Source organism: Pontibacter pudoricolor, assembly GCF_010092985.1.
Lineage (GTDB): Bacteria > Bacteroidota > Bacteroidia > Cytophagales > Hymenobacteraceae > Pontibacter > Pontibacter pudoricolor.
In genome coordinates this window covers 201,076-222,931 of record NZ_CP048106.1, presented here as the reverse complement: position 1 = coordinate 222,931, position 21,856 = coordinate 201,076, and the positions used below count along the sequence as shown (strand labels likewise).

The window sequence follows — 21,856 nt, the reverse complement described above, 5'->3', positions numbered from 1 at the left end:
AATTTAAAAAAATTAAAAAGAAGCTAACAGATACCTTTTAACTATAGTTTAAACTTTACCCGCTTCCTGTTTATAGTTGGTACCAATACGCGGCAAACCTAATGTTGCACTTGTCCAGGCTCTTACTTCATACAGCAGTTCTGCGTTCTGGGCCAGCGACTGGTTATAGGACGGTATCATCTGTTTTAGTTTGGCCTGCCACTCCGGCGACTGTACCTGCTCCGGGAAACAACGCTTTAAAAGCTCCAGCATTATAGATACTGCTGTAGATGCGCCCGGCGAAGCGCCCAGCAATGCAGCAAGCGAGCCATCGGAAGCACATACCATTTCAGTCCCGAATTCGAGTACTCCGCCACCTTCTGGCCCTTTTTTGATAACCTGCACCCGTTGCCCGGCTACTTCAAGTTTCCAGTCCTCGTCCTTTGCATCCGGGTAATAATCGCGCAGGGCGGCCATTCTGTCTTCGGGTTCCTGCCTTACCTGGTTTATAAGGTATTGGGTGAGCGGTATGTTTTTTAAGCCTGCCGATATCATAGGCCGTAAATTATCAGGCCTGATGGAGAGGGCCAGGTCGAGGAAAGATCCTTTCTTAAGGAATTTTGTAGTGAAACCGGCATAAGGCCCGAACAGTAATTCTTTTTTCCCATTTATAAAGCGGCTATCCAGGTGTGGCACCGACATGGGTGGCGATCCAACCGAGGCTTTGCCATACACTTTGGCTTTGTGGCGCTCAATAATATCGGGGTTAATGCAGCGCAGCCATTGCCCGCTCACCGGGAAACCGCCATAACCGTCGCCTTCCGGTATATCCGATTTTAAAAGCAAAGGCAATGATCCACCTCCTGCCCCGATAAACACAAACTTTGTGTATACTTTCCGCTTATCGCCGGTTGCCAGATCTTTTACTTTAATGCGCCAGTAACCGTTACTGGTTTTCTTAAGATTCCGTACCTCATGCCCGAAATACTGCTTCACCTCTCCATCTCTGCCTAATCGCTCCAGCATGCGGCGGGTAAGCGCGCCAAAATTCACATCCGTCCCTATCTCCATACGCGTGGCAGCCAATACCTCTTTCGGGTCGCGGTCCTCCATTACCAGTGGCATCCATTCCTTTAGTTGCCGGGCGTTCTCCGAATATTGCATGCCTTTAAACAGATGGCACCCGGTCAGGGCATCGTAGCGCTTTTTAAGGAACTCCACATTTTTATCGCCCCACACAAAGCTGATATGCGGAATACTGTTGATGAAGAAATCAGGAAGTTTTACCTGGTTCTTTTCTATCAGGTAAGACCAGAACTGCTTGGATACCTCAAACGACTCGGCAATTTTCACGGCTTTGGTAATGTCTATAGTTCCGTCGGGGCGCTCTGGGGTATAGTTTAACTCGCAGAAGGCAGAATGCCCGGTTCCGGCGTTATTCCAGGCATCAGAGCTTTCGGCTGCAGCTACATCCAGCCGCTCATACACTTCTATTTTAAGGTCTGGTTCCAGTTCTTTCAGCAGCGTGCCCAGCGTGGCGCTCATTATTCCGGCACCTATCAGTATTACATCAGGGTTATTTGCAAGGTTTGTCTTAATGCTATTCATAGTATTCTGGTTTCTTTTAAAACATAACTGCAGCAGGTCAGCTTTAAAGGATTACGGGAAACAAATGTTTTTAACTATACTTCGAGGTAACTGACTGGTTACAGCTACATTGCTCTGGCCCTGCAAACGTGGGTAAGTCGTCTAGTAGCAGCTTATATGTAGTTCTCTTGTCAGACAGCCGCACTTTTAACTACAGGAGACTATAGAACCCGCTATAATTCAAGTTTTTACTGCCAAATGACCGGGTGCACTTATATCAGGAACTATAACCGCGTTTTTATGATTATATATACCTTAAAGCAGCTAATAATGAGCTCTTTATAAGCGTAAAAAGGTATTTATTATAGTTAGCTTGGTTTTAAACTACAATAAATAGCCGGCTAAGGAGTTTAAGAGGGAAATCCGTAAAATTAGTTTCGCCCACATCTAAATTTTTATTGCGCGTTATAGCACTTTCTTTTATGTTTACTCTGGTATAGCATCCAGACATTAATCAAATTACCATGAAATCAACCTTTTTATCTTTCATTTTAGTTGTAATGTTCACAGCTGTACAGGCCCAGGGTACGGCTCCCCAGAAAGCAAAACCAGCTAAAAATTCGTTATCAAGCCAGTTCGATAACCTTAAGGAGAATGCCAACTCTTACAATGAAAAAGGCCAGCAGTACAAGGTAGTGAATGTAAAAACACTTAATAACTTTTATAGCAGCGTAAACGACAGCCTGCATGTAATTGGCAAAAAACTGGCCGATGCGCGCGCAGGTGCCGACAAAGAACTGATTGAAGCCCGTGCCAACGTAGAGGCCCAGCAGAAGGAACTAAAAGCCCTTACCGAAGAAACCGCCCGCAAAGAGCTTGAAGTACAGAAAAGCCAGCACCTGATCAATAACATCTCTTTTTTCGGGATTGATATGGGAAAGCAGTTTTACGTGATCCTGAACTCGGTGATTATAGTTGCCTTGTTGCTGATACTGGCTATAGTTATGATGCAGTATAAGAGCAGCAAGAGCACAACTACAGAAAAAGTAAAAGCCTTTAACGACATCGACAACGAGTTTAACGAATATAAGAAAGCGGCTCGCGAGCGTGAACTGAAGTTAAAGCGCGAAATGCAGACTGAGTTTAACCGCGCCGAGGAACTTAGCCAGCAACTGGCAGCTCTTCAGAAAAAACAACATATTTAACTATAAGCTAACAGGTTTACAAAAGCCGCTCCGGAACCATACCGGAGCGGCTTTTTGCTTTTAAACTATAGCCATGATTTCAGCAACTATAACCCTTTCTGAAACTTTTAACCCATATTGTATGTATATACATTTAATGTTTATACATTTACGCAACAATACGTACTTACTATTTATATATTTATTAAAAACAGAAAGATAATTATGGCAACTACAAAATGGGTGATAGACCCGACACACAGTGAAATCCAGTTTAAGGTGAAACACCTGATGATAACAACTGTAACTGGTTACTTTAAGTCTTTTAACCTTGAAGTTGAAACAGAGGACGAAGACTTTACAAAAGCCTCCCGCATAGAGTTTACGGCAGATATCGACTCTATCAGCACCAACAACGAGCAGCGCGATACGCACCTTAAGTCGGATGACTTCTTTAACGCGGAACAGCACAAGCAGCTGCGCTTTGTTGGTAAAACCTTCGAAGGATCGGGTGACGACTATAAACTGCACGGCGACCTTACCATCCGGGATATTACCAAACCAGTAACCCTGAACGTAGAATATGGTGGTATTGTAGTTGACCCGTATGGCCAGACAAAAGCTGGTTTTACAGTAGACGGTAAAATAAATCGCAAAGAATTTAACCTGACCTGGGATGCAGTAACCGAAGCCGGGCAGGTAGTTGTAAGCAACGAAATAAAGCTCCACTGCGAAGTGCAGCTGGTAAAACAAGCATAATTTTCTTTTCCTGTTTTATAAATGGCAAGCCGCTCAGACACAGGTCCGGGTGGCTTGCTGTTTTTTCAGGTTGTCTGACCAGTATTAATGGATTGGCTTGATTTGTTGCTTCGTAAAAGCATACTTCTCCCTTTTACAAATTTTTACAAACACTCCTATCATCCTGTTAATTACAAAGCAGCAGCTTTTATAGTTGAACTATAGTTTAATTCTGTAGCTTCGCTTTACGTACTTACTGCGGCAACTATAAACTATAGAACTGATGGCAATTCCGCTTCCTGAGCATAACTATAACCTGATGGCTTTGCAGGAGCTACGTACCTGGCAGCACGAAATGCAACGCTCTCCCTCCTTTTTTAACAACCTGGCCCGCAAAGCGCAACACAAGATAAACAGCTACATACCCGACAAAGTACATAACGCCATTACCACAGCTATAAAACAAATGACGCGGGCTACGCTTTTCGGGGCCGGGTTTGTAACTCGCAAACCTGCCGAAGCACACAACCTGCAGCTACAGGAAGGGCTGGTACTGGGCCGCATCGATTTTTACAAACACGCTGCGGCTGCCGAAGGTGGCATAACCGGGGCCGGTGGCATTTTACTTGGCCTTGCCGACTTCCCGTTGCTGTTCGGGTTTAAGATGAAGCTGCTGTTCGAGATTGCCGCATTGTATGGTTATGATGTGAATGACTATAAGGAACGCCTTTACCTGCTTCACATCTTTCAACTGGCATTCAGCAGCCACGAGCATCGCCGGGATGTATACCTGCACATGACCGACTGGGAAACCAGCAAACAACACCTCCCCGACGATATAAACGAATTTAACTGGCGCAGCTTTCAGCAGGAGTACCGCGACTATATTGACCTGGCCAAAATGGCCCAGCTTATTCCTGTTATAGGGGCGCCGGTGGGCGCAGTGGTAAACTATAGGCTGCTCCGAAAACTAGGCCAGACCGCCATAAACGCCTACCGCATGCGCTGGCACGAAACCGGCAAACTATAGTTTGTACTATCGGATAATTAATTTATCTTGTTCAGTAAACTATCAGATCAAAATTCAGAAACTACAGCTATAGTGCAGATAAGCGTATGTTGTGGTTTATACAATAGTTATGGTTAATAAAATGAAAAAAGAGTTTCCGTTCAACACTCAAAATTTCAATATAACTATCAGAAACAATCAATATGAGATAGATGTCACTAGTATCGCATCTGAAAGTATAGGGAAATTAGTAGAGTGGCTTCCTAATGACATGGAACTTGAATTCTATGACTACCAAGGGCATGAATACCAAAGTGATAGAGATGGTTCATATATTGATGTTCAGAGATATGAAAATGGATATGCATTTAAAGGAGGAAATCATGGGCGCTCGTCAGGATGGAAAAGAATTTCAAAACCTCAATTAATGGAGTTCATCATGCATAATATAAAGCAAAAAGACGCTTTTATTCGTGTTTCTCCCATTGTGCGGAAAGTGGACGATTGGGATGAGTCCTACTTAAAAGATATCAAATAGAACGAAAAATTACTCCCCATAACCACACCTTTACGTTAGCTGCCCCACCTTATGGCCAAGTCCGTTATACCTCCACTCCTGCTCCCAAGCTTAAACTAACAATAACTCCCACCACTTATCATTCAAAACTGCCCCACTAAACATCTTAAAAATTTAGTTCTGTAAATTATGAACTAACGAAACTATAGTTTACTTTTGCATTGTTATCAACCTGTAACTGATAATTATTATGACATTAAGCGATAAACAACTGGAACTGATCGAGGAATTTGGTGTCTACCAGGAAAACAATGGTTTCCAGCCGGCTGTAGCGCGTGTTATGGGCATACTGTTGGTTTCTGATAAGCCTGAGCTTACATTCGAAGAGATATCAGAGACGTTGAACATAAGCAAAAGCGCCACCAGCAATGCCCTGAACATGCTCCTTAACACCGGCCATATCGAGTACACCACTTTTTCAGGCGACAGAAAACGTTACTTCCGGATAAAATCATCGAACTGGCGCGACACCTTTAACAAAAAAATGGAAGATCTGGGCGAACTGAACCACATACTGAAGCGGGTGCTGGATGTAAGAAAAAGAGATAATCCGGTTTACGACGAAAAATTACAAAACTTCATCAGCTTCCTCGATTACCTTAAAACACAACTGCCGAACCTGATCGAACAGTGGGAAAAAGAAAACGCTAAACAAAAAGTATAATTTTTTTGCAGCGTTAGTTCACTAATTTCAGAACCAACTATATATATCAAAACTAAAAGAACTATAAACGTGAATACCAAACACTTACTAGTAGGATTAGCGCTCTTCTGCATGACGCCCGCCTTTGCACAAAGCCAGGCAAATGAGAAGGAAATAACCCTGCAACAGGCTGTTAACTACGCACTCGAAAATAACGAGAATATAAAGAAGGCTACTTACGACGAAATGGGCTCTAAGTACCAGATCAACGAAGTACGCAGCACCGGTTTGCCACAGGTAGAGGTAAAAGGCTCTGCGGTGAGAACGCTAGAAAAACAGATGTTCGTGCTTCCAGCTAAATTGAATCCTGAACAGAATGGGCAGCCATTCATAAACCCTTCAGGTACTGATAACACTATACAGGCAGGTATTTCGGTGTCGCAGTTGCTGTTCAGCAAATCTTACTTTGTAGGTTTAAAAGCTGCTAAAAGTGCAGAAGACCTGTACCGCATCCGCAAGGAAATGGCTACGGAAGATGTGATCTATAACGTGGGCAGCGCTTATTACCAGGTACTGCAAACAAAAGAGCAGTTCAACAGCATAAACGCTAACTTAAACATGCTAACCCAGCTGGAAAAGATCCTGACACTTCAGTACAAGAACGACCTGGTGAAAAAGGTAGATGTGAACCGCATTAAGGTAAACAAGATCAACCTGGAGAATCAGAAAGAAAACCTGCAGGCAGCTTATGTGCAGCAACTGAATGTGCTGAAGTTTTTTATGGGTATGCCCCTTGAAGAGCAGATAACCTTGTCTGGTTCTGCAGATGATGTGCTATTGGATGAGCAACCAACCATGGCTGGCGTGAATGATGTGGCTACGGAGCGTGCTCAGTTTAAGATCCTGAACAAGCAGAAAGAACTGAAGGCGCTTGAAGTTGAGAATATCAGAGCGGGTTATTACCCGTCGCTGGCTGCTTTTGGTAACTATAACTACCAATCAATGTATGATGGCCAAATGTTCAACAACCCAAACACAATGTGGTTCCCGAACTCACAGGTAGGTCTGCAGTTGAACATCCCGATCTTTGATGGCTTGCGCAAGAAGAGCCAGGTACAGCAGCGTGAAATAGAGCTGAAGAAAATGGATCTGGACATACAGCAGTACAACAAAAACACACAGGTTGAGCTAAGCAACGCCCTGAGCCAGTTAGGCAACAGCCAGAACAACATAGCTGCCCAGGAACGCAACGTAAAGCTGGCCCAGGAAGTGTACGACACTACCAACCAACTATACAAAGAAGCCCTGGCACCGCTAAGCGACCTGCTGAATGCAGAAACCGCCCTGCGCGAAGCCCAGACAAACCTGAACAACGAAAGGCTTAAATACCAGATCGCCCAGCTGAGCTATCTGAAAGCAAAAGGAAACCTCGAATCACTATCTAACTAAGACATACACCAAATACTAAAATGAAGAAGGTAATTTATATCGTACTTGTGCTTGTTGTGCTGGCCGCTATTGGTTTTAAACTGATGAACAACAAAGAACAGATGGCCGCCAATGCTGCAGTAGCTGACATTAAAAGCGATGCCATCCCGGTTGCAGTTACGCAAGTTAAAACAGAGAAATTAGACAAGTCTTTTACCGCACAGGGTAACTTCGCTCCTATCCAGAGCCTGACACTTTTATCTGAAACTACCGGCCAGATAAAGAGCATACTAAAGCGCAAAGGCGACAAAGTAAGAGCAGCCGAACTGCTGGCGCAGGTTGAGAGCAATACCATGTCAGCTGACCTGGCTACAGCACAAACCAACGCCGAGAAAGCCAAGCGTGACCTGGAGCGTTTCGAAAACCTGGCTGCCGGCGATGCGATCACACAGCGCCAGCTGGAAGATGCCCGTCTGGCTGCCAAGTCTACGCAGGCACAGTTGGTAGCTGCACGTCAGCGCTTAACGAAGACACGCATTACAGCTCCTATCAGTGGCGAGATAAATGAGATCTATGTTGAAGTTGGTTCTTACCTGAGCATGGGTACCAAACTATACGACATCGTGAACGTGGACAAGCTGAAACTGAAAATAAAAGCCTCGGAAGGTGAAGTACTGCTGATAAACAAAGGCGATAAAGTAACAGTGAAAGCAGATGCCGGCGCCGGACAGGAATATGAAGGCGTAGTAACAGCCATTGCCGCTCAAGCCGACCCTACCCTGAAATTTGACGTGGAAGTGGAAGTAAAAAATGCCGCTGACAATAACCTGAGAGCCGGTATGTACGGCACCGCCTACTTTAAGGTAGATGATCAGCGCGAAGCCATGCTCTTGCCACGCCAGGCTATAGTTGGTAGTATCCAGAACCCAAGTGTTTATGTGGTAAACAATGGTGTTGCCAACATGCGCAAAGTAAAAGTAGGTGTGGTTACACAGGATAAAGTAGAGATTCTGGAAGGTGTGCAGCCTGGTGAGCAGGTAGTGCAGAGCGGCCAGATAAACCTGCGTGAAGGCATTAAAGTAACGCTGCTGAAGTAATTCATGTGCTCCTGCCGCCAGTTTAGCGTCAGCGTAACTTGTGGTTGCACGTGGGGCCAGTTTGCAACTGGCGTTATCCAGAATTATACTTACGCCAGTTACAAACTGGGTGCCATATGAAACCACCAGCTACCGCTGCGCTCAAACTGGCGGCATGCTTAAGGCTATAAAAAAGCAATAACTTCTTTTAAATAAGAAACTATAAAATGAACATAACCAAAATATCGATCCAGCGATCAACTATAGTGGTGGTGGTATTTACCGTACTCACGCTGCTTGGTGTTGTCAGCTACCAATCGCTTAATTACGAGCTTCTTCCGAAGTTCAACCCACCGGTGCTTACCATCATGACCATTTATCCGGGTGCTTCGCCTAACGAAGTGGAGAACTCTGTTACCAAAGAGATTGAAGACGCACTTGCCTCGCTTGAGAACGTGAAGGAGATGAAAAGCACCTCGATGGAAAGCTTTTCGATGATCGTGATCAACCTGAACCAGGGCACTGACGTGGACCTGAGTTTACAGGAAGCACAGCGTAAGATCAACACCATCCTGGCCAAATTACCGGAAGATGCCGATGCCCCTACGCTGAACAAATTTGACCTCGACGACCTGCCCATCATTAAAATGGGTGCTACCGCCAACATGCCCGCTACCGAGTTCTATGACCTGATCGATAAAAAGATCAAACCGGAACTATCGCGCATACAGGGTATGGCTGCCATTAAAGTACTCGGTGGCCAGGAACGTGAGATCAAGGTAAACATCGACGCCAACAAACTGGAAGCTTATAACCTGTCTATCCTGCAGGTACAGCAGAAGATCCGCAACTCTAATCTCGACTTCCCGACAGGTAAGATAAAGCAGGAAAGCGGCCAGACACAGATCCGACTGGCAGGTAAATTCCAGTCTTTGGAGCAGCTGAATAACCTGATCATCCGCCAGGATGATAAAGGGATTGTGCGCCTATCGGATGTAGCCGAAGTACAGGATACCCAGAAGGACATTGAAGTAATGAACCGTATCAACGGGAATCCATCGGTAGGTATAACCATACAGAAACAATCGGATGCCAATGCCGTGGAAGTAAGCCGCCTGACCAAAGAAGCGCTTGCCGACCTGGAGAAAACCTACGCTGCCGAAGGCCTGAAATTCAACGTAGCCAACGACTCTTCCGACTTTACCCTGGAAGCTGCCGACTCGGTGATACATGACTTAATTATTGCTGTTATACTGGTGGCAATTGTGATGTTGCTGTTCCTGCACTCGCTGCGTAATGCGGTTATCGTAATGGTGTCTATCCCGGCATCGTTGGTGGCCACGTTCATAGCCATGTACCTGTTCGGTTACTCGCTTAACCTGATGTCGTTACTGGCACTTTCGCTGGTAGTTGGTATCCTGGTGGATGATGCCATTGTGGTAATTGAGAACATTCACCGCCACATGGAGATGGGCAAAAAGCCGGCGCAGGCTGCTTACGATGGTATCCGTGAGATCATGGCAACAGTTACTTCCATTACCCTTGTTATTGTGGTCGTGTTCATCCCGATCGCACTTTCATCAGGTCTGGTATCAGATATACTGCGCCAGTTTGCAGTAGTGGTTGCCGTAGCCACGATGATCTCCTTGTTCGTAGCTTTTACGCTTATTCCATTGCTTGCAAGCCGTTTCTCCAGACTGGAACATATCTCTGACAAGAACATTTTCGGACGATTTATACTTGCTTTCGAGCGCTTCCTGGACCGTGTGATCGATGGTTTTACTGCTACCCTGAAGTGGGCATTTAACCACAAATTCATTACGCTGGGGGTAACAATGTTGCTGCTAGTCGCTTCGTTTGCGCTGGTACCGCTGGGCTTTGTAGGATCAGAATTTATACCTGCCGGCGACCGCGGTGAAGTAAGCTTACAGCTGGAATTGCCAAAGAATGCCACCGTAGAGCAGACCAACTTTGCTACCCGCAAGGTGGAGGAATACCTGCTGGCTAAACCTGAAGTTAAGAAAGTGTTTACCACAGTGGGTACCACTACCTCGGCACAGGCCGGCCAGAACACAGCCTATAAAGCCGACGTTTCGGTAACACTGGTAGATGTAAAGGAACGTGATTTCAGTACAGACCAGTTCAGCCGCCAGGCAAAGGCAGACATTGAAAGCAGCATTCCGGATGTGGAAGTAACGCCGGTGCCGGTTGGCCTGGTAGGTAACTCACAGGCTCCGATCCAGATCATCATTTCGGGCTCTAACCTGGACAGCGTGATGAATTTCTCGCAGAAAGTGATGGCCATTACAGAAGGTGTGGATGGTACTGCCGACGTAGAAATGTCAGTGGAAGGTGGTAACCCGGAAATTGAAGTGGTAGTGGACCGGGATAAGATGGCGAACGTTGGCTTGTCGCTGGAGAGTGTGGGTGCAAGTATGCAGCTGGCTTTCAGTGGCAACTCTGATGTTACGTTCCGCTCCGGCACCGAAGACTACGACATCAACATCCGCCTGGATGAGTTTGACCGCCGTAGCGTAACCGACATCGGTAACCTGTCTTTTGTGAACAGTAAAGGGCAGATCGTTCGCCTGGCACAGTTCGCTGATATCCGCCAGTCTACTGGTCCGTCGCAGCTGGAGCGTTACAACCGTGTAACTTCGGTAAACGTGAACTCGCAGGTAATTGGGAGACCAACCGGTTCGGTAGGAGCCGACATACAGGCGAAAATGGCGGAAGTAAGCATGCCTGCCGGCGTTAGCCTGGAGTACGGTGGTAACCTGAAAAACCAGAGCGAAGGTTTCGGTACGCTGGGTGTAGCCCTGCTTGCCTCTATCATCTTCGTGTACCTGATCATGGTGGCGCTGTACGACTCTTACATTTACCCGCTGGTAGTATTGTTCTCTATTCCGCTGGCGATCATCGGTGCCTTGCTGGCCCTGGCACTTGCCTCGCAATCGCTGAGTATTTTCTCTATCCTGGGTATCATTATGATGATCGGTCTGGTAGCGAAGAACGCGATCATGGTAGTGGACTTTACCAACAAGCTGAAAGACGAAGGCGTGGAAGTGAAGGAAGCCCTGATTGAAGCGGTAAGAATCCGTTTCCGCCCGATCCTGATGACGACGCTGGCGATGGTGATTGGTATGTTGCCGATTGCGCTGGCAGGTGGCTCGGTAGCTGCTACTAAAAATGGTCTGGCCTGGGCCCTGATCGGTGGTCTGAGCTCATCCATGTTCCTGACGCTTATCGTGGTTCCGATCATCTACTATGGCTTTGACAGAATTCTTGTAAAGTTCGGTTTGGATAAGAAAACCAAGATCGAGCTGGAAGAGAAAACCCTGGAAGAGCTGGAACACGAGACCAAGATGCTGGAAGAAAAGAAAATGGCGCACGAGTTCGCGCATTAATCAGCGTGTATTACCTGTTTTCATACTTATAAATTGCTGGGGAGATTGCGGGTACTTATAGTTTCTGCAATCTCAGAACCAGACTTACTTTTACCCTTTACATACCATGACTAATGTAACTTCAGACATCCGGTCAATTCAGAAAGAAGTGGTGAAGATCATCTCTTCTGTTACGAAAATCAACAAGAACAATCTGCTCGAAGTACGGGACCTTACCAAATTAGGGCTGGACATTATAGATGTGGTAGACATTATCCTGAAAGTAGAAAAAACCTACCACCTGACTATACCTGATGAGGTACCGGTGTATACCGTAGATGACTTTGTGAACTATGTGTACAAGCAGACCTTGCAACAGGCTGATTAAGCCAGTTAGATTATAAAGAAGAAGCGCCGCAACTATAACTTGCGGCGTTTTTTTGTGCCCTGTGGTAAACTATATCTATGCTTTAAACTGTATAGTACTTTAAACCTAACCTCTATCGCTCTTTCGGACATCCATGTCCGAAAGCTTTCTGTCGGGGACATCCTTGTCCCCGACTTACGCGGACGTGGACGTCCGCAGCAGAGTGGTTCCGGACAAGGATGTCCGGAACAGCAAAACCGTAATAGCAAACTATAGCCAGGGCCAGAAGTCCTTGCTATAGTTCGTTACCAGCGAAGACGTTCGTGTCTTTAATAACATTAACAGAATCTCTCCGCTTCATCCCATAATATAATATAGCAGTAAAGGACAGGAAACTATAAACTATAGTTTAACGCGGCCAGAGGCCGCTGATAGTTGACACTCGCGCGGCGCGCGCAAGGGCCCTTACTTATTAACTATAGTTGCAATGCTTCATCGGACGGTGATGAAGAGAATTACATCGTTATGCACTGTTCATTCTCCTGCAGTAACCTGTGTGCCAGGTCTTTTGCCTGATGCCGTATTTCCCGCAGGGCAGTAGACTCGTACAGCAAAGCCTTCCGGGGTGGGCCTATGGTATACAAGCCATCTATTGGTACCTCGCTTTCGCTTACCAGCGTGCCATCCTCAGTCGTTACCAGACCCAGTTTTAAGTTGTCCGGTTTTATCAGGCCATCAGTAAGCAGTTGCTGCACCAAAGGCAGCTTTATTTTTGCGTAGTTGCACTCAGGACCTGTACAGTTGATCACGCGACCTACTTTTATAGGCTGAACTATAGTTTGTTTTCGTCTTTTTATAGTTACACAGGCCATCTCCCCTTCTGTTTTCATGTCAACTATAGTTCCGGCTATCAGCTCTAAACGGCCCTGGTCCTGCAACTCCTTTAGCATGGCTGCGGAACCGGCGGGCATGCGGTGGCGGTGGGTTTCCCAGTAAGGGCGTACATGGCGCAGAAACCGCTTCTTTTCCGATAGCGAAAAGGCCTGCCAGATTGCCGGGATGTGTACGCGCATGGCATCCAGCACGCTGCGCCAACTATAGCCTTGTTCTTCTGCCTTTTTAATCTCGTTCCGGAGGAACCGGAACAGTTCTGACACGGATAAGGAATCGTTGAGGTCAGGAAGATGGAGGCCTTGGTAAAGTTGCGTGTTCACATCAAAAGCCTGTGGCAGTAATCCGTGCCGCGATACGACGTAAATTTTTCCGCTATGGCCTTCAGCCTGCAGGCTGCCCACCAGGTCTACCATCGTCAGGCTTGAGCCGATGAGCAGAAGCGGAGACTCCGGCTGCAGGTCAGCCAGCCCTTTTGCGCTCCAGGGCGAAGCGACGTAGTTACTGCCCTGGTAAAAAGCATGATTGGGAATTGGCAGATCGCCCGGCGGAAAATTACCTATAGCCAGCACTACTTTATCTGCAACTATAGCATCATGCTCTTTAAACTTAACCCGAAAGGAATCACCTAGTCTGGTAACTCCCAGGGCTTCATCATACACCTTTACAAGCTTTACATCTTCTGAAGCAAGCAGTTCCGCCTCCTCTAACCTGCTTTTCAGGTAATCTCCGAAAATAAACCGGGGAATGAAATCGTCTTTGCTGACAGGCTGCTTTAAATGCTTTTCGTAGCGGTGCTGCTGTACGGTAAGCCAGTCATAAAAATCGAGGGGCTGCTCCGGGAACAGGCTCATAGCCGAGGCAGGTACATTCAAGGGCTGAAACGCCAATTGACTTGAATAGGCTACGCCACGATTCATTCTGTACCGGTCCTGCTCTATCAGGTAGATGATCTTACTACCCCTGGCGCTCCGCAGCAAATGAATAGCTGTTAACGTGCCACTGAGGCCTCCTCCAATAATTGCAATCGCCATAGGTGCTCTATCTTAGGTGAAAAAAACCTTACACAAGCCAGACAAGCGGAACCTATGCTGGAAGCCTGTACAATAAACAATAGCAGAATGTGCCTGTGCACAAACCAAGGTGTGTCGAAACATCTGATTTTACGGGAATGTATTTTGCAGAGTTCGTCCTTAAGCCCGCGCTTACGATATAAAATTGCAGGCTGCCTAATTAATATCCGATTTTATAGCCGGATCCATACCCCTGTACAATCCTCTTCCTGAACTTCAGTTTTTAGCAACTATAGTTTGAGCACCACCTTCCGGTTAACTATAAATTGTACTTCTTAGCTATGCTTCCCGGATATAAACCAATTCATAAACCTATATGAATAATCGATAATCAATGAAATACCTATATAGCACCCCATCTTTGTTTGTATAATTCCGTAAAGGCAAATCAGAACCTAACTATAACAGACATATCGCATCGGCTAAACATATCGGAAAAGTAACAGCCAAGGTCATCCTGTGGTTGTTAGTATTTATTATTGGAGTTGTTGTTGTCCTCGTAGTTGCGCTGCAGTTTCAGGGGGTGCAGAACTTTGCTGCCAAAAAGGGGGCCAATTATCTCGAAGACATGCTCAGCACAAAAGTTGAGATCGGAGGTTTTACCACAGACTGGCGCAACGCCCTCGTATTGAAGGAGGTTTACATCGAAGACCAGCAACAGGATACCCTTTGGTACAGCCAGCGCCTGGGTGTGGACATGAACATACTTGGCCTGCTGAGCGGTAAATACGATATCAGCAAAATTGACCTGGACCACGTACGGCTAAAACTGCACATTAACCCCGACAGCACTTCCAATTTCGATTTCCTGTTAGCCGCTTTCGCTACCGACACTACAGCCACAACCACCCCTGCCGACACGTCAGCGCTGGCCATTAGGCTGGGTGTTATAAACCTGGATGATGTACGGGTAAGTTTTAAAGACGAAGCCGGCGGAAACCTGGTTGAGACACACATTGGCCAGCTAAGCACCACGATGGATGAGTTGGACCTGGAAGAACAGAAATACCTGGTGGATAAGGTGGCGCTCAAAAACACCTGGATAAACATCATTCAGACAAAGCTGGCACCTGAGACGGAGCCGCAACCGATTGCTTTTGATTTCGGGCTGAACAAAGTAGACCTGGAAAAAATAAGATTGCGGTACGAGAACCGGGTAGCCGAACAGCGCATCGAGGTAGACCTTGGAAAAGCCAACCTAACCTCCGACAACATCGACCTGCCCAACGCACGCGTAGACCTCAGCAACCTGAGCCTGCACAACTCAACTATAGTGTATGCCCAGGAAAAATATAAACCGTCTGATTCGCTGGCCGTGAACCCGGCTAAAATAGTGCGCGACCTCGACAAATCGGTTGAGAAAACACAGGGGCAACCGGTAAACTGGGTAGTAACGTTAGGCGAAACAGACATCTCCGGCGTAAACATTAAATTCGACAACTTTAACACACCAGCCCAGCCGCGCGGCATGGATTACGACCACCTGCACTTTACTGATGTGGTACTGCAGGCCAGCGACCTGAGCTATAGTTTAAACCGCACCCAGGCCGAGCTAAAACAACTGCAACTGAAAGAAAAAAGCGGTTTCCTGGTTCAAAACTTCCAGGCAAATATCTTATTCGATTCTGTTGAGACAAAGCTCACTGACCTGGACCTGAAAACCGGAAAAAGCCATATCCAACGCGACCTTGCCATACGCTATAGTTCGCTGGATGCGCTGGCCGAAAAGCCGGGCAATACCCAACTCGATCTGAATATAGTTGACAGCCGCATCGCGATGCAGGATGTATTGTACTTTATGCCGGAGCTGCGCTCCAACCCATCCTTTAAAAGTATCGCCAACTCTACGGTGCAACTCAGCGGCGATGTGCAGGGAACTATAGATAACATGATCGTGCGTAATCTGCGGGCATCGGGGCTGAACGGAACTATAGTTCATGTAAGCGGCAACATCCGCAATGCCACCGACCCAGACAACCTGTTCCTGGACCTGGATGTGAACCAACTGCAGACTACGCGCGCAACTATATTAGCCTTTGCTCCACCAGGCTCAATTCCGCCTAACATACGAATTCCGGAACGCATCAGCATTGAAGGTGTTGTGGAAGGTACCCTGGCCAATTTTGATGCCCGCACCAGGATAAACAGTTCCATCGGTAACCTGGTAGCCGATGTGGATATGGGCAGGAACGATTCGTTTAACGCAACTATAAAAACCGGAGGCTTTGCACTGGATGAACTATTTACCGACAGCCTGGGCCTCGGAACTATAGCCGGTACCATTACCGCCAAAGGCCATGGTCTTACACCTGAAACCATGGTTGCCGACGTAAAAGCCGATCTCAGCAAATTTGAGTACAACAACTACACTTACAAAGACATAGACCTGCAGGCAGATATCAACAAAAACCTGTATGCTGTAACAGCCCGAACCAAAGATCAGAACCTGGACCTGGCCCTGAACGGTAATTTTAACCTCCGAAATGCTCAGAAGCCAAACTATACCTTTACGCTTGACCTGAACCAGGCAAACCTGCAGGCACTAAACCTTTACGCCGAGCCACTGAGCATAAAGGGAACCATGAAAGGCAACTTTACAGGAGCCGATGCCAGCACGCTAAGCGGAACCATGGATGCCCGCCAACTGGTAGTGCAGTATGACAAGAAAGAGTACCCCGTAGATTCGCTGTTACTTACGTTAAAGCAACAGACCGGCAATACCGAAGTGCAGGTGCGCTCTGATGTATTGGCAGCCAACATGCAGTTTGGCAACACCCTCGAAACGCTGCCAACCGCGCTCATGAAGCACTTTTCTAACTACTTCGACCTGCAACCTGATCCGCCGTTCCCGGCCAACCTGAACCTTGAAGATTTTGCTTTTGACATTGACCTGAAGAAACCAGCTATAGTTACTGCTTTTGTACCTGGCCTGGAACAGCTGCAACCGTCCGGGCCGCTGACCGGCTCTTACGATGGCGAAACCCAGACCTTTAAGATGGATGGCAGTTTCAGTAAAATAAAGTACACCGATTATACCCTGAACGGCCTTACGCTGCAGGTGCGTGGCGACCGCGAAAAAATGAACTATAGCGCCGATCTCACGCAGTTCCTGTCGCCGTCGTTGCGGGCAAAAGATGTTGCCCTTACAGGCGCTGCCCGCGACAACGACCTGTTAATGCGGCTTTCGATGGCGGAGGACAGTACGGAGGCAAAATTTATAGTTGGCGGAGTGCTTAACAGTTTGGGACGTGGCTACAGGTTTGCTTTTAACCCGGAGCAGCTGGTTATTAACGGCGATACCTGGACGGTGCCCGAAGACAATTACCTGCAGTTCGATACCAACTTTATTTATGCCAACAACATTAACCTGCAGCACAACAACATGGCACTAGGGCTAAACAGCCAGGGACCGGTGGGGCCGTCAGCACCAATGATCGCTACTTTCAAGAACTTCGAGATAGAATACCTGACCCGCTCGTTCCAGCAAAGCGACAGTTTGATGACCGGAACTATAAACGGAGAGGCTACGCTGCGCAATATTATGTCTAATGCGCCGGGCTTTACCTCTGATTTAACCGTGACGGATTTTACCTACGAAGGCGTACCTGTTGGTGATTTGGCCCTGGTGGCCGGTACAGCAGCAAACAACCGCTACACTATAGATGCCCGCCTGACAGATGAAGGAAACCAGATACTGATAGACGGCTTTATAGAAACGCAGCCTACCGCAACACTGCTCAACCTGACAGCCAACATATCCAGCATCAACTTAAAATCGTTGCAGGGCTTTACTGCCGGAGCGGTTAAAAACATGGATGGCAGCGCAAGCGGAAACCTGCGCATTACCGGCACCTTAGCAGACCCAAATATACTCGGAGACCTGAACTTTAACCAGGCACAGTTTATCATCACCCAGCTTGGCTCGCTTTACAAACTGCAGAACGAGCGCATGGTATTTAACGAGAACGGCATCAGCTTGCCGGATTTTACCTTAACCGACTCGCTGGGAAATACACTGGAGCTGAACGGAAACATCTTTACACAGAACTATACCGAATACCGCTTCGACCTGACAGCCACTACAGATAAGTTTCTGGCACTTCACTCTACCGCCCAGGATAATGACCTGTATTATGGCACCGTATTTATTGATGCAGACGCAACTATAGCCGGCGACTTTTCGGTTCCTGTTATAGAATCAACTGTAAAAATACTGCCGGGCTCCGATTTCACGCTTGTAATTCCGGCAGCTGGAGTAGGCGCTGCAGAGCGGGACGGGATAGTAGAGTTTGTAAACCTGAATGACTCGCTGACTGCTATAATTGGCCAGAAACAGGCCGACACAACACAGATAACCGGCTTTGTAGGCGCTGATGTGAGTACCCGCCTTACCGTTACCGACGACACACCTGTAACTATAATCCTGGACCCGATAACGGGCGACAACCTGGTTGTTAAAGGCAACACCGATCCGTTGTTCATTGGCATGACACCGTCCGGGCAGATCAACATGTCGGGCAGATACGAGATAACCGAAGGCAAGTATAGCATGGACTTTTACGACCTTGTTTCGCGGGAGCTGGATATTGAGAAAGGCAGCTATATAGCCTGGACAGGCGACGCTTTACAGGCCAACATGCAGGTTACAGCCATTTACAATGTCGAAACCGCACCAATGGAACTGGTTGCCTCGCAGATAGGGGGCACGCAGGACCCGGTGCTTCGTAACCAGTTTATGTTCCAGGTTTTTGTAAATGTTGAAGGTGATATGCTGAAACCGGAAATCAGTTTTGATATACAGGCCGCAGAAAACCAGCGCGGCCAGCTGCCGCGCGAAGTGGCGACCAGCCTGGGCAACCTGCGCACCGACGAAGCAGAAATGAACAAGCAGGTATTCTCGCTGCTCGTACTTAACCGTTTTATGGCTCCCGATCCGTTTACTAGCTCCGGTGGTGGCTTTGCCTCTACGGCCCGCAACAGTTTAAGCCAGGTAATGACCGATCAGCTTAACAACCTGACGCAGCGCTACGCAGGTGGCCTTGGCCTGGAGTTAGGTGTAGATTCCTATGAAGATTATTCGTCCGGTAGTGCCCGGGGCCGCACCGACCTGAATGTAGCCTTGCGCCAGCAATTCCTTAACGACCGCATGACCGTACGCGTGGGTACCGACATCGGGTTGGAAGGCGGCCAGCGCGAACAAAGCAACATGAGCAGTTTTGCCGGTGATATATCAGTAGAATATTCGCTTACAGAAGATGGCAGGCTACGGATTCAGGCTTTCCAGCGCAACCAGTACGAAGATTTCCTGGAGGGTGATGTGCGTGCAACCGGGGCCGGCCTTATCTACCAGCGGGAATATGACAACTTCTCGGACCTTTTCCGGGACCTGCAGAGTCGCCACATAAGAGAACGGGAACGCCAGCTGGAGGCAGCTAAAAAATTAGAAGAAGACATTACAAAATAACCCTATATGTTCGCAGCTTTACCTGTAAACTTTACTTTCAGAAAATACGGCAAGGTACTGGCTGCCTTTGTATTGCTTATAGTTTCGGGGTGTGCCGGTACCAAACGCATACCCGCCGACGACGCACTTTTCACCGGCTTTAAGGTGCAGGTAAATGGCAAAAACGACAGCAGCAACCGCCAGAAGCTGATGGAAACGGAACTATCGGCCACCGTTCGGCCGAAGCCTAACTTTTCGATACTGGGCATGCGCCCCAAACTGGCTATTTACAACACGTTTTATACAAAAAAAGAAAAAGGCCTGAAGCACTGGATACAGACCAAACTGGGCGAGCCTCCGGTGCTGATCTCAACGGTAGATACCGGAACCGTAAGCGAAATTATGAGCAGCCGTCTGCATAACCGTGGCTACTTTAATAATGCGGTGCTGAGCAAAACCAACATTAAAGGCAAAAAAGCAACTATAGACTGGACAGCCTACGTAAGCGAACCCTACCGCTTCCGTAAAATAGAATACACCTTAGCCGATTCGCTACCAGTACACCGTGATATACAAGCCACAAAAGCGGAGTCTTTGGTCATTCCGGGCGAACCGTACGACCTGGAGAAAATGACCGGCGAACGGGTACGCATAGATGCAAATCTTAAAAACAAAGGCTATTACTACTTCAGCCCTGACATGCTGATCTTTAGTGTGGATACCACTGTAGGCAACAGACAGGCTGATGTTTTAATGCGGTTAAAAAGGGATGTGCCCAGCCATGCCCTGCGACCTTATAAACTTGATGACGTTTACATTTTCGCCAACTATAACCTGGGAGACAGCCTTTCGGTAATTGATACGGTAGACTATAAAGGATATCACTATATCCCGAACGAAAACTATGTGCGTGCGCGCCATTTGCTTCGGGGCGTGTTTTTAGAAAAAGATAGTTTGTACTCCCGCCAGGATCATTTGCTGACTATAAACAGGCTTGCCGGCTTGCCCGCCTACAAGTTTGTGAACATAGACTATAAACCTGACACCACGCAGCAAGGCAAACTCGACAGCTTTATTTACCTTACTCCTTCCTTCAAAAAAACGCTGCGAATAGAAGGCCGGTACGTCAGCAAATCCAACAACTTAGCTGGGCCGGGTATTACCATTTCGTTCCGCAACCGGAATGCGTTAAAGGGCTCAGAACTGCTTAGCGTAGATTTTACCGGAAACTTTGAAAGCCAGGTGGGAGGCCGTGGATCCGGAACAACACCGGAGGGCCAGAATACGACCAATCAGAACCTGAGCTCCTACGAACTGGGCGTACAAACCAGCCTTACCATTCCGCGTATAGTTTCGCCGTTTGAGCTGCGCAACCTGCGCACAGAATTTGTACCTAAAACGCGCATAGGGGCGGGCTTTAATTTCCTGAACCGGGTGCAGTATTTCCAGATGAATTCTTTTAACGCTTCCTATGCTTACAACTGGCGGCCTAAAAAAGAGTTTACCCACGATGTTACGCCCATCAATTTACAGTATGTGCAATTAGGTAAAACGACCTTAGCGTTCGATACATTACTTGCCAAAAACCAGTTTCTGCGCCGTAGCTTCGAAGATCAGTTCATTATCGGCTCTATTTACCAGTTTACATTTACAAACCAGTTAGAAAAAAACCGTACGCACCAGTTCTTCGACAACTTTATACTAGATGGCTCAGGTAACCTGATTAACGGACTGCAATCTTTAACCGGTGCCGACGAGCCCGAAGATGATAAGCCGCGCACAATTTTCGGGAAGGCCTATTCGCAGTATGTGCTTGCCCAGAATGACTTCCGCTATTACTTTAACTTTGGGAATGAGAGCCAGATCGCAACGCGTTTGCTGGCTGGCATTGGCTATGCGCATGGCAACTCTACGGTGCTGCCTTATGTAAAGCAGTTCTCGATTGGAGGGCCTAACAGTATCCGCGCCTTCCGGGCGCGCAGCATTGGCCCAGGCACCTTTAAGGATACAACTTCTACTGTTACCTACTTCGATCAGACCGGAGAAATGAAACTGGAAGCAAGCGTAGAGTATCGCTTTCCGCTGGCAGGCTTTTTTAAAGGAGCCCTGTTTGTAGATGCCGGTAATATCTGGCTGCTTCGGGATGAAATAAAGCCGGACGGTAAAATTGCCAGGGAAGGCGGAAAATTTGAAAGCAGCCAGTTCCTGAGCGAACTGGCCGTTGGTACAGGCTTTGGCTTACGCATTGATGTTGATTTTTTTGTAATGCGCTTTGATGTGGGTATTCCGGTACGCGTGCCCAGTATGCCCGACGGCGAAAAGAACGTGCTGTCCGATTTCAGGTTCGGTTTTAAAGGTGATAACAGCATGACCCTGAACATTGCTATCGGCTATCCTTTCTAAACCAGAAACTGCACATTTCCGGTTACTTATCTTATATTTGTTTATCCTGATAGCTTAATATTGTCGGATGTA

The 21,856-nt window shown here is 47.3% G+C and carries 13 protein-coding genes; 11 read left to right on the top strand and 2 right to left on the bottom strand.

What is annotated here, in order from left to right; genetic code table 11:
• Positions 1–48 precede the first annotated feature (48 nt).
• A complete protein-coding gene (locus GSQ66_RS01000) occupies positions 49–1,587 on the bottom strand; it encodes a malate:quinone oxidoreductase (RefSeq protein WP_162425742.1) in 1,539 nt (512 codons plus the stop codon).
• Between the two features lie 503 nt (positions 1,588–2,090).
• Here GSQ66_RS01000 and GSQ66_RS00995 point away from each other — a divergent pair.
• From GSQ66_RS00995 to GSQ66_RS00955, 9 genes are all read left to right on the top strand, one after another.
• On the top strand, positions 2,091–2,771 hold the full coding sequence (locus GSQ66_RS00995; RefSeq protein WP_162425741.1) for a hypothetical protein: 681 nt from the start codon (positions 2,091–2,093) through the stop codon (positions 2,769–2,771).
• A gap of 204 nt (positions 2,772–2,975) precedes the next feature.
• A complete protein-coding gene (locus GSQ66_RS00990) occupies positions 2,976–3,509 on the top strand; it encodes a YceI family protein (protein WP_162425740.1) in 534 nt (177 codons plus the stop codon).
• A 262-nt stretch (positions 3,510–3,771) separates the two neighbouring features.
• Positions 3,772–4,518: an EcsC family protein gene (locus GSQ66_RS00985; RefSeq protein ID WP_162425739.1), complete on the top strand. Its 747-nt coding sequence runs from the start codon at positions 3,772–3,774 to the stop codon at positions 4,516–4,518.
• Between the two features lie 121 nt (positions 4,519–4,639).
• Positions 4,640–5,035, top strand: coding sequence for a hypothetical protein (locus GSQ66_RS00980; protein WP_162425738.1), 396 nt, complete (start codon positions 4,640–4,642; stop codon positions 5,033–5,035).
• 229 nt (positions 5,036–5,264) lie between these two features.
• The gene (locus GSQ66_RS00975) at positions 5,265–5,738 is read left to right on the top strand and encodes a GbsR/MarR family transcriptional regulator (protein ID WP_162425737.1); all 474 of its coding nucleotides are present in this window, start codon (positions 5,265–5,267) and stop codon (positions 5,736–5,738) included.
• Between the two features lie 111 nt (positions 5,739–5,849).
• Entirely contained in the window at positions 5,850–7,166 is a 1,317-nt protein-coding gene (locus GSQ66_RS00970) for a TolC family protein (RefSeq protein WP_162425736.1), read from the top strand.
• A 20-nt stretch (positions 7,167–7,186) separates the two neighbouring features.
• The gene (locus GSQ66_RS00965) at positions 7,187–8,242 is read left to right on the top strand and encodes an efflux RND transporter periplasmic adaptor subunit (RefSeq protein ID WP_162425735.1); all 1,056 of its coding nucleotides are present in this window, start codon (positions 7,187–7,189) and stop codon (positions 8,240–8,242) included.
• Positions 8,243–8,448: 206 nt separating this feature from the next.
• Positions 8,449–11,628: an efflux RND transporter permease subunit gene (locus GSQ66_RS00960; protein ID WP_162425734.1), complete on the top strand. Its 3,180-nt coding sequence runs from the start codon at positions 8,449–8,451 to the stop codon at positions 11,626–11,628.
• A gap of 106 nt (positions 11,629–11,734) precedes the next feature.
• A complete protein-coding gene (locus GSQ66_RS00955; protein WP_238395770.1) occupies positions 11,735–11,995 on the top strand; it encodes an acyl carrier protein in 261 nt (86 codons plus the stop codon).
• 494 nt (positions 11,996–12,489) lie between these two features.
• Here GSQ66_RS00955 and GSQ66_RS00950 read toward each other — a convergent pair whose 3' ends face one another.
• Positions 12,490–13,899: an FAD/NAD(P)-binding protein gene (locus GSQ66_RS00950; protein ID WP_162425733.1), complete on the bottom strand. Its 1,410-nt coding sequence runs from the start codon at positions 13,897–13,899 to the stop codon at positions 12,490–12,492.
• A gap of 502 nt (positions 13,900–14,401) precedes the next feature.
• Here GSQ66_RS00950 and GSQ66_RS00945 point away from each other — a divergent pair.
• Together GSQ66_RS00945 and tamL are read left to right on the top strand one after the other, a co-directional pair.
• Positions 14,402–19,402, top strand: coding sequence for a translocation/assembly module TamB domain-containing protein (locus tag GSQ66_RS00945; protein ID WP_394351421.1), 5,001 nt, complete (start codon positions 14,402–14,404; stop codon positions 19,400–19,402).
• Between the two features lie 6 nt (positions 19,403–19,408).
• Positions 19,409–21,784 carry a translocation and assembly module lipoprotein TamL gene (gene tamL, locus GSQ66_RS00940; protein ID WP_162425731.1) on the top strand — a complete coding sequence of 792 codons (2,376 nt, stop codon included), beginning with the start codon at positions 19,409–19,411 and terminating at the stop codon, positions 21,782–21,784.
• Positions 21,785–21,856 lie beyond the last annotated feature (72 nt).